The sequence below is a fragment of the Rhizobium sp. SVR5-9E genome (assembly GCF_056755095.1).
In genome coordinates, this window is record NZ_JBNDHS010000046.1 from 41,012 (window position 1) to 50,756 (window position 9,745).

The window sequence follows — 9,745 nt, forward strand, 5'->3', positions numbered from 1 at the left end:
GATGAGGGGGGCGAGGCGCGGGCGCGCCGGCCACCTCCATCTCCGCATCGTTTCTGATCGCTTGCGCCCGGTACCCCTTCATCCGGCTCTTCGAGCCGCCTTCTCCCCGAGGGGAGAAGGGGAGATCGCGGCATGAAGTTCAACAAGCTCCGCCTTGTCGGCTTCAAGTCCTTCGTCGAGCCGGCGGAATTCATCATCGAGCGCGGCCTGACCGGCGTCGTCGGGCCGAATGGCTGCGGCAAGTCCAACCTGGTCGAGGCGCTGCGCTGGGTAATGGGCGAAAATTCCTACAAGAACATGCGCGCCTCCGGCATGGACGACGTGATCTTTTCCGGTTCGGGAAACCGTCCGGCGCGCAATACGGCCGAAGTCGCCCTCTATCTTGACAATGGCGAGCGTAGGGCGCCTGCCGCCTTCAACGACAGCGACGAAATCCAGGTCACCCGCCGCATCGAGCGCGAGCAGGGCTCGATCTATCGCATCAACGGCAAGGAAAGCCGCGCCAAGGACGTGCAGCTTCTTTTCGCCGATGCCTCGACCGGCGCACGTTCGCCCTCGATGGTCGGGCAGGGGCGCATCGGCGAGCTGATTGCGGCAAAGCCCCAGGCCCGCCGCCAGCTGCTGGAAGAGGCGGCCGGCATTTCCGGCCTGCATTCCCGCCGTCATGAGGCCGAACTGCGGCTGCGCGCCGCCGAAGGCAACCTCGAGCGGCTGGATGACGTGACATCGCAGCTCGAAAGCCAGATCGAGAGCCTGAAGCGGCAAGCGCGCCAGGCAAGCCGTTTCAAGACGCTGTCTGCTGAAATCCGCGCCCGCGAGGCAACGCTCCTGCATATCCGCTGGGTGCAGGCGAAGGAGGCGGAGGCCGAGGCCGACAGCGCGCTTAACCAGGCAACGGTCGTCGTTGCCGAAAAAGCCCAAGTTCAGATGGAGGCCGCAAAGGCCCAGGCGGTCGCCAGCCTGAAGCTGCCGGAACTGCGCGAAAGCGAGGCACGCGCTGCGGCGGCCCTCCAGCGCCTGCAGATCGCCAAGACCCAGCTCGAGGACGATGCAAACCGCATTCTCAGGCGCCGCGACGAGCTCACCCGCAGACTGACGCAGCTTGCCGAGGACATTCGCCGCGAGGAGCGGTTGGTGTCCGACAATGCCGCAATCCTTGCGCGGCTCGATGCCGAAGAGGCCGACATCGTCGAGATCTTGGCAGATTCCGGCCGCCATGCCGATGAACTGCGAGAAGCCTTCGAAGACGCGGCCGCCAGGCTCGCCGACAGCGAACGCGTCTTCGCGGCGCTGACGGCCGAACGCGCCGAGGCTGCGGCCGGGCGCAATCAGCTTGAGCGCGCGATCCGCGATCTGGCCGACCGCAAGATGCGCCTCGAGCGGCAGATGGATGAAGCGAACCGCGAGCTCTCCGGTGTCGCCGGTAAGATCGCCGCGCTGCCCGATCCTGACGAAAAGCGGGCGATGGTCGAGGCGGGCGAGGTAGCCGTTGCCGAGGCCGAAGCGACGATCCAGGCGGTTGAACGGACGCTTGCCGCTGCCCGCGAAGCCGAAGCGCTTGCCCGCGCGCCGGTCGATCAGGCCCGCTCGAAGCTCAATGCGCTTGAAACTGAAGCCCGCACGATTTCGAGCATGCTTGCGGCCGGTGCTGCGGCTGGAGAATTCCCGCCGGTTGCCGATGAGCTTAACGTTGATCGCGGCTTCGAAACGGCTTTGGGTGCGGCCCTCGGCGACGATCTGGAATCACCGCTCGATCCGAAGGCGCCAGCCCATTGGTCGCAGAATGGCGACGGCGCGTCCGACGCTGCGCTGCCGCCCGGTGCCGTGCCGCTGGCGAACCATGTCGCCGCCCCGGCGGCCCTGACGCGCAGCTTGAAGCAGATCGGCCTCGTTGCCAATGCCGACGCCGCGCGGCGTCTGATGAAGGACCTGCAGCCCGGACAGCGGCTGGTAACGAAGGAAGGCGCGGTCTATCGCTGGGATGGTCATGTGACCGGTGCCGACGCCCCAAGCGCCGCCGCTCTGCGCCTGGCCCAAAGGAATCGGCTCGGCGAGCTCGAGAACGAAGTCTCGCTTGCCCGCGATGGTCTCGCCGAAGCGGCGGAGCGGCTTCAGTCGGCGGCTGAGGCCATTCGCAGCGAGGAACGCAAGCTCATCGAGGCGCGTGACATGAGCCGCATTGCGGCCCGGCACCTCGCCGAAGGTCGTGACGCGCTGGCCGCCGCCGAACGCGCCTCCGGCGATCTCATTCGCCGTCGAGACGTGATTGCCGAGGCCGTCAGCCAGCTCCAGTCACAGCTGGAAGACCTTGCCATTCAGGAAGAGAATGCGCGCATCGAGCTCGAAGACGCGCCTGACCTGACGGCGCTCGATGAGCGGCTGCGCATCCAGCAGGCTGCGGTCGCAACCGAGCGCGGCCTTACGGCCGAAGCCCGCGCCCGCCACGACAGCCTCAACCGCGAGAACGAGGCCCGCCAGCGCCGGATCGTGGCGATCGGCCAGGAGCGCGAGACTTGGCGCCATCGCGCCGCCAGCGCCGAGGATCACATCGCGACCCTGCGCGAGCGCGAAGAGGAAGCTCGCGAAGAAGCCGCCGAACTCGAATTGGCTCCGGATGAATTCGACGACAAGCGCCGTGCGCTGCTGAGCGAGCTGCAGAAGGCCGAGGCCGCACGGCGCGAGGCCTCCGATCTCCTGGCTGCCGCCGAGCTCGTGCAGCGCGACGCGGATCACAAGGCTGCCGTCGCCCTTTCCGAACTTGCCGAAAGCCGCGAGCGGCGTGGCCGGGCCGAAGAGCGCCTCGTCTCCGCCCGGGAAAAGCGGCAGGAGAGCGAGGGCCGTATTCGCGAGGCGCTGAATGTTCCGCCGCATGAGGCATTCCGCCTGACGGGCCTGCAGCCCACGCAGTCAATTCCCGATCCGCGTGAGGTCGAGCGCGAGCTGGAACGCCTGAAGATGGAGCGCGAGCGCCTTGGCGCAGTCAACCTGCGCGCAGAGGAAGAGCAGAAGGAACTCACCGAAAAGCTTCAGGCCTTGATCAAGGAGCGCGACGATGTCATCGATGCCATCCGCAAGCTCCGCGGCGCGATCCAGAGCCTCAATCGCGAGGGCCGCGAGCGTCTGATCGCTGCCTTCGACGTCGTCAACGCCCAGTTCCAGCGCCTCTTTACTCACCTTTTCGGTGGCGGGACGGCAGAACTGCAGCTGATCGAATCGGATGATCCTCTGGAAGCCGGGCTGGAAATCCTCGCACGCCCGCCGGGCAAGAAGCCGCAGACCATGACGCTTCTCTCGGGGGGCGAGCAGGCACTGACGGCCATGGCCCTGATCTTCGCAGTCTTCCTCACCAATCCTGCGCCGATCTGCGTGCTCGACGAGGTCGACGCTCCCCTCGACGACCACAATGTCGAGCGCTACTGCAATCTGATGGATGAGATGGCCGCGTCGACGGAGACCCGATTCGTGATCATTACTCATAATCCGATCACCATGGCTCGCATGGATCGACTTTTTGGTGTAACAATGGCTGAGCAAGGCGTATCGCAGCTTGTTTCTGTGGATTTGCAGACCGCCGAACGCCTTCGGGAAACCGGCTGAAAAATAAGGTTTTTTAGAAAACCCCAAAAAAGGTCGCTGTTGCTGCCGCGTACTAACCCACTTGGGTGATGCGCTTTTTATGAAATTGAATTAGAAGTTGTTTTACAAAGGCGGACCTGAACAGTCCATCGCATGTTGGATCTACCGGGTAGCATACCGGATTAGGGTGATCTGGATTTACCTGGTTTTCGAGACCCCCCGTCCGGGTTCCTGGCTGGACGGAAAAAAGGCTTTGCGGGACCGTTGTTGCCGGTCCCGCAAAGCCCTTTTCTTTTTCTCCACCAATTTCCGCGAAAATGGCCGCATTTTTGTGCGATGCAACATTTCGCCGTATTTGTCGATTTTCATTTCAGGACCAAGGGAATAAGCTAGGCCTGATTTTACGATCGGGGGAAAGATGACCAAGCTCGTCTATACGTTCGGCGAAGGGCAGGCGGAAGGCCGCGCCCGAAACCATGACGTCTTGGGCGGCAAGGGCGCCAACCTCGCCGAGATGTGCAGCCTTGGCCTGCCGGTGCCGCCGGGCTTCACCATCATCGCGGACGCCTGTAGTGATTACTACGCGGCCGGCAAACGCATCGATACCGTCCTGAAAGAGGAAATTCGACGCGGATTGGAAACGATCGAGGCGTCGACCGGCCGGCGCTTTGGCGCAAAGGACCGGCCGTTGCTTCTGTCCGTCCGCTCGGGTGCCCGCACGTCCATGCCGGGCATGATGGACACGGTTCTCAATCTCGGTCTCAACGACGAAACCGTGCAGGCGCTCGGACATGATGCGGGGGACGCCCGGTTCGCCTGGGACAGTTATCGCCGCTTCATCCAGATGTATGCGGATGTGGTCATGGGCCTCGACCACGAAATCTTCGAGGAAATCCTCGAAGACCAGAAGGCGCGCCTCGGCCATGAGTTTGATACCGAGCTCACTGCCACCGACTGGCAGCATGTGGTTTTGCTCTATAAGGAGCTGATCGAAGAGGAACTCGGCGAGGAGTTCCCGCAAGACCCGGAAGAGCAGCTTTGGGGGGCCGTCGGCGCAGTCTTTTCGAGCTGGATGAGCCCGCGCGCAGTCACCTATCGCCAGTTACACAACATCCCAGGCACCTGGGGCACGGCCGTCAACATCCAGGCCATGGTGTTCGGCAATCTCGGCAATTCGTCGGCAACGGGGGTTGCCTTCACACGCAATCCCTCGACGGGCGAGAAGTCGCTCTACGGCGAATTTCTGGTCAACGCGCAAGGCGAAGACGTGGTCGCCGGCATCCGCACGCCGCAGAGCATCACGGAGGAAGGCCGCATCAATTCCGGCTCCGACCGCCCATCGCTGGAAAAGCTGATGCCGGAAGCGTTTGCCGAGCTCACCCGCATCTGCGCCGAGCTCGAGGCGCATTTCCGCGATATGCAGGACATCGAGTTCACGATCGAGCGCGGCAAGCTCTGGATGCTGCAGACTCGTTCCGGCAAGCGTTCGACGAAGGCAGCGATGAAGATCGCCGTCGACATGGTGGACGAGAAGCTGATCACCGAAGAGCAGGCGGTGCTGCGCATCGAGCCGTCGACGCTCGACCAGCTTCTGCATCCGACGATCGATCCCCGCGTCCAGGGCCAGGTGATCGGATCCGGATTGCCGGCCTCGCCGGGCGCTGCCACGGGCGAAATCGTCTTCACCGCCGAGGAGGCCGTGGAGGCGCAGGAGGAAGGCCGCAAGGTCATTCTGCTGCGCGTCGAAACGAGCCCGGAAGATATCCACGGCATGCATGCTGCCGAAGGCATCCTGACCACGCGCGGCGGCATGACGAGCCATGCGGCTGTCGTTGCTCGCGGCATGGGCATCCCCTGCGTGGTCGGCGCGGGAACCATGCGGATCGATCTCCGCAACGAACGCCTCATCGGCATGGGCGTGACCCTGAAAAAAGGCGACGTCATAACCATCGACGGTTCCTCCGGGCACGTGCTGAAGGGCGAGGTACCGATGATCCAGCCAGAGCTTTCCGGCGATTTCGGCCGCATCATGGGCTGGGCCGACAGGGTTCGTCGCATGAGGGTGCGCACCAATGCCGACACGCCCGCCGATGCGCGCGCCGCGCGCGCCTTCGGGGCCGAAGGGATCGGTCTTTGCCGCACCGAGCATATGTTTTTCGAAGGCGAGCGCATCCACGCGATGCGAGAGATGATCCTTGCCGAAGACGAGACGGGCAGACGGGCGGCGCTCGACAAGCTGTTGCCGATGCAGCGGCTGGATTTCACCGGCCTCTTCACCGTCATGCACGGCCTGCCGGTGACCATCCGCCTGCTCGACCCGCCGCTCCACGAGTTCCTGCCGAAGACGGACGAGGAGATTGCCGATGTAGCGGCCGCCATGGCCATGGAGGCCACCGCGCTTCGCCAACGCGTCGATGCGCTGCACGAGTTCAATCCGATGCTCGGCCACCGCGGCTGCCGCCTTGCCATCTCCTATCCTGAAATCGTCGAGATGCAGGCGCGCGCCATCTTCGAGGCCGCCGTCGCCGCTGCGCAGGAAACCGGTGCAGCCGTGGTGCCGGAAATCATGGTGCCGCTCGTCGGTCTGCGTTCCGAACTGGATTACGTCAAGGAACGGATCGATACGACTGCCAAGGCCGTCATGGCCGAAGGCGGCCTGAAGATCGACTATCTCGTCGGCACAATGATCGAGCTTCCGCGCGCCGCTCTCCGCGCCCACAAGATCGCCGAGGCTGCCGAATTCTTCTCCTTTGGCACCAACGACCTGACGCAGACGACCTTCGGCATTTCCCGCGACGACGCTTCCGCCTTCATTCCGACGTACCAGCGCAAGGGAATCATCGAGCACGATCCCTTCATCTCACTGGACTTCGAGGGAGTCGGCGAGCTGATCAGCCTCGCCGCCGAACGCGGCAGGCGCACGCGCAACGACATGAAACTCGGTATTTGCGGCGAGCATGGCGGTGACCCGGTCTCGATCCATTTTTGCGAAGAGATCGGCCTCGATTACGTCTCCTGTTCGCCATTCCGCGTGCCGATTGCCCGGCTGGCGGCAGCGCAGGCAGCCATCAATGGTAATCAGCGGTCGTAACGCGAACCGGAGATGAGCCGGTCGAAGTTGTCGTCCGCCTGCAAGCGAAAGGCCCGTGCGTCGGCGCGCCGGTCAAGCTCGATGCGCTGCAGGCAGGTGGCAAAGGCATCGGTGCCGCGCCGGAAGCCATAGCTGAGGCATGTCCGGTCATCGATGGCTCGCTGCTCTGCCGGCGTCACACTCTGGCAAGCCGAAAGGCCGATTGCGACCGCAGCGAGAGCGAAGGAAAGGGCGGAAAGACGCATGGTGCACATTCTCCGATGCATGAACCGGTCGCCCGACAAAAGGCGATTTGCCGGCTCGCGTCAACAAGCACCGGAAAAACGCTGAACTCGTCAGATGCGCTCCAGAACCTCGATGAAGGCATCCGCAAAGCGCACGAGATGGGCCGTCTCCTGATCCGGCGCCTGGATCCCGATTTCCGAGCTGTTGCCATCGAGAACGGCAAGCAGGACCCGCATTCCCCCATTGACCGACGGCACACGCAAAACGCCGATGCGCTTGCAGTCCTCGATCAGGCCGGCCGCCGGAAGATCGAAGAGGAATTCGCCCCTGGCATTGCTTGCCGCCGTGCGCACGGCGTCGCAGAAACCTGCTTCGCCGCCGTCATAACCTTCCAGCGAAAGCTCGAGCTGGAGAAGCTCCATCGGCAGGAAGGATGCGGATTGATCGCTTGTGCCTCGCGGGGAAGTCTGCGGCTTTGTGGTCGTCTCTGATGAAAGCATGCCCTCTCTGCTCCTTACAGTTGTGCCAAAACCCAGATCACCCTTTCGACATATCAGATCTTGCTTATGAAAGCCATCTCACCCTTTTGGGTGGATTGCTTGCTCCGTGTGGCGAGACAACAGTTTCAATTTGGACGAATCTTGCCATAAACAAAGGTGCGCTCCTCTCGGGGCTCCCCAGGCGAATGCGCGCTGCGCGTAACCGGTAAGTTTGATGGCCATCCGTTTTGACCGCCCCGTTTCCAATTCGGCCCGCTTTTCGCGGCGCGTCGGGGCGTTTGCGCTGGTGCTGTGGGTGGCGACGCTCATCGCCCATCGCTTCGGCGGGCTGGCAACGCCCTATTTCGTGCTGCTTGTTCTTTTTTCCTTCGGTTGTGCACTGCTTGCCGCCTTGCTGGCGGCTGAGGGTCTCAGAAGCCTCTGGATGACCGGAGCCGAAGGCGGGCTGGATGCGCTGAAAGCGCTGATCTTCGCCGTCTTTCCGCTGGCATTCGGCGGATTTGCCGCCGAGCGCTACTTGACGCTGCCGGCCATCTACGACGTATCGACCGATGTCTCTTCGGCACCCGATTGGCTCTCGCCGCCGCACGCCGATCAGATCTGGATGAAGCGCAACCCGGATGTGTCGTCGCAGGAACGCGAAGAACAGCTTCTTGCCTATCCCGAACTCACCGGCAGGCGCTACGAAGGCGCGATCGACCGCGTTCTGGAAGCGGTCAAGAAGGTGGCAAAGCAAAACCGCATTACCATTACCAAGACTGAAGGCGAAGGCGAGCCGGTCCGTGACCTGGAGGATGTGCCGGCGAAGCCCGCGCCGGGCGGCGATGCCGTTGCCGAAGCGCCCGATCAGGTTCCCGTTCCCATGCCCCGGCCTTTCGAGGATGATGTCGCAAAGCTGATCCGCGGTGCAAACGGCGTGACGCTGCAGGGCGAGACACGCACGCTCATCCTCGGCCTGCGCTTCGATGTCTTGATCCGCCTGCGCGAAGAAGCCGAAACCACCTTCGTCGACATCCGCGTCGCCTCCCGCTACGGCCAGAGCGATCTCGGCCTCAGCGCCGAAATCGCCGGCGAATATCTCGCAGCCCTCGATATGGAGTTGCTGGGGATCGCGGGGTAGGGCGGGCGCGAAGCGCCGCCTTTGCTTTAGCTTGGCCGATAGGCGCCGAGAAGCCGGGGCGGCCCGTCGGTCGTGATCTCGCCGCGCTCCAGCAGATCCTCGATATGCGCGAAGACCGAAAGCGCCGCCGCGCCATGGAGCCTGGGGTCGGTGTCGCGGTAGATCACCTTCACCATGTCGGGGATCAGCCGGTCGCCCGCCTTTATCCGTTGAAGCACGGTACGTTCGCGCATGCGGCGATGGGTTTTCAGCGCGCGCATGAAGGTAACGGGACGCCGCACCGGCCCGCCATGGCCCGGCAGAAGCAGGTGGTCGCGGCGCTCGATCAGCTTGTCGAGCGAGGCCATGTAATCGGCCATCGAACCGTCCGGCGGGGCAACGACGGAGGTCGCCCAGGCCATGACATGGTCGCCGGAAAAGAGAGTGCCGGTTCCTTCGAGTGCGAAGGCGGTGTGGTTTGCGGCGTGGCCCGGCGTCAGGACGGCGGTCAGCGCCCAGCCGTCACCCTCAATGGTCTCGCCGTCGCTGACCGCGATATCCGGCACAAAGCCGGTGTCGGAGCTTTCGGCAAACGGGTTGACCTCGCCGTCATGGAGCGGCCGCGCCGCCCGGTGCGGCCCTTCGCCGACGGTGAGCGCGCCGGTCTCCCGCTTGAGTTTCGCGGCAAGCGGCGAGTGGTCGCGATGCGTATGGGTGATGAAGATATGCGTGACCCTGCGGCCCGCCAGCGCCTCAATCAGCGCCTGGAAATGCTCCTCGTTCTCCGGTCCCGGATCGATGACCGCGACGGAGGACGTGCCGACGATGTAGGTATTCGTTCCGTGGAAGGTGAAGGGGCTCGGATTGTTGGCGGTGATGCGCTGCACCCCCGGCTCAACCTCCACCGCGCGGCCATAGTGAGGCTCGAAGGCCAGATCGAATTTCGGGCTCGCCATAGCTTACTTGTATTCTATCTCGATGAACGACATCGGCTCGCTTCCGGCATTGACGACATTGTGCTCCGTGCCCGCCTCGCGCCGGTAGGCCGCTCCCTTGGCGACGTCGACGCGGCGGCTGCCCTCCGCATCCTCGATCAGGAATTTGCAATCCGTCATCGGCACTACGACATAGCCCAGCCCGTGCGTATGCACGCCGGTATCCGCACCCGGCTCGAAATCCCAGCGCGTGATGCGCACCACGGCATCGTCGAGAAGAAGCGTGGCAAGGGCAGGCGGGCGGGCGCGGTACTGGCTC

At 63.8% G+C, this 9,745-nt stretch carries 7 protein-coding genes; 3 read left to right on the plus strand and 4 right to left on the minus strand.

Features of this window, described 5'->3' with window-relative positions; genetic code table 11:
- The first annotated feature begins 132 nt into the window (after positions 1-132).
- Positions 133-3,597: a chromosome segregation protein SMC gene (gene smc / locus ACPYOJ_RS20185; protein ID WP_481417837.1), complete on the plus strand. Its 3,465-nt coding sequence runs from the start codon at positions 133-135 to the stop codon at positions 3,595-3,597.
- Between the two features lie 397 nt (positions 3,598-3,994).
- Entirely contained in the window at positions 3,995-6,667 is a 2,673-nt protein-coding gene (gene ppdK / locus ACPYOJ_RS20190; protein WP_168828670.1) for a pyruvate, phosphate dikinase, read from the plus strand.
- On the opposite strand, the gene ACPYOJ_RS20195 is transcribed toward ppdK, so the two are convergent.
- Positions 6,655-6,912 (minus strand): hypothetical protein, encoded by a 258-nt coding sequence (locus tag ACPYOJ_RS20195; RefSeq protein ID WP_481417838.1) that lies wholly within the window; start codon positions 6,910-6,912, stop codon positions 6,655-6,657. The genes ppdK and ACPYOJ_RS20195 overlap by 13 nt on opposite strands.
- Positions 6,913-7,002: 90 nt before the next feature.
- Entirely contained in the window at positions 7,003-7,392 is a 390-nt protein-coding gene (locus ACPYOJ_RS20200; RefSeq protein ID WP_481417839.1) for a hypothetical protein, read from the minus strand.
- Between the two features lie 214 nt (positions 7,393-7,606).
- On the opposite strand from ACPYOJ_RS20200, the gene ACPYOJ_RS20205 reads away from it, so the two are divergent.
- The gene (locus ACPYOJ_RS20205) at positions 7,607-8,512 is read left to right on the plus strand and encodes a DUF1499 domain-containing protein (RefSeq protein ID WP_481417840.1); all 906 of its coding nucleotides are present in this window, start codon (positions 7,607-7,609) and stop codon (positions 8,510-8,512) included.
- 26 nt (positions 8,513-8,538) lie between these two features.
- On the opposite strand, the gene ACPYOJ_RS20210 is transcribed toward ACPYOJ_RS20205, so the two are convergent.
- Positions 8,539-9,447, minus strand: coding sequence for an MBL fold metallo-hydrolase (locus ACPYOJ_RS20210; protein WP_481417841.1), 909 nt, complete (start codon positions 9,445-9,447; stop codon positions 8,539-8,541).
- Positions 9,448-9,450: 3 nt separating this feature from the next.
- Positions 9,451-9,745 (minus strand): cupin domain-containing protein (locus ACPYOJ_RS20215; RefSeq protein ID WP_481417842.1); only part of this gene is annotated, 295 nt, incomplete at its 5' end.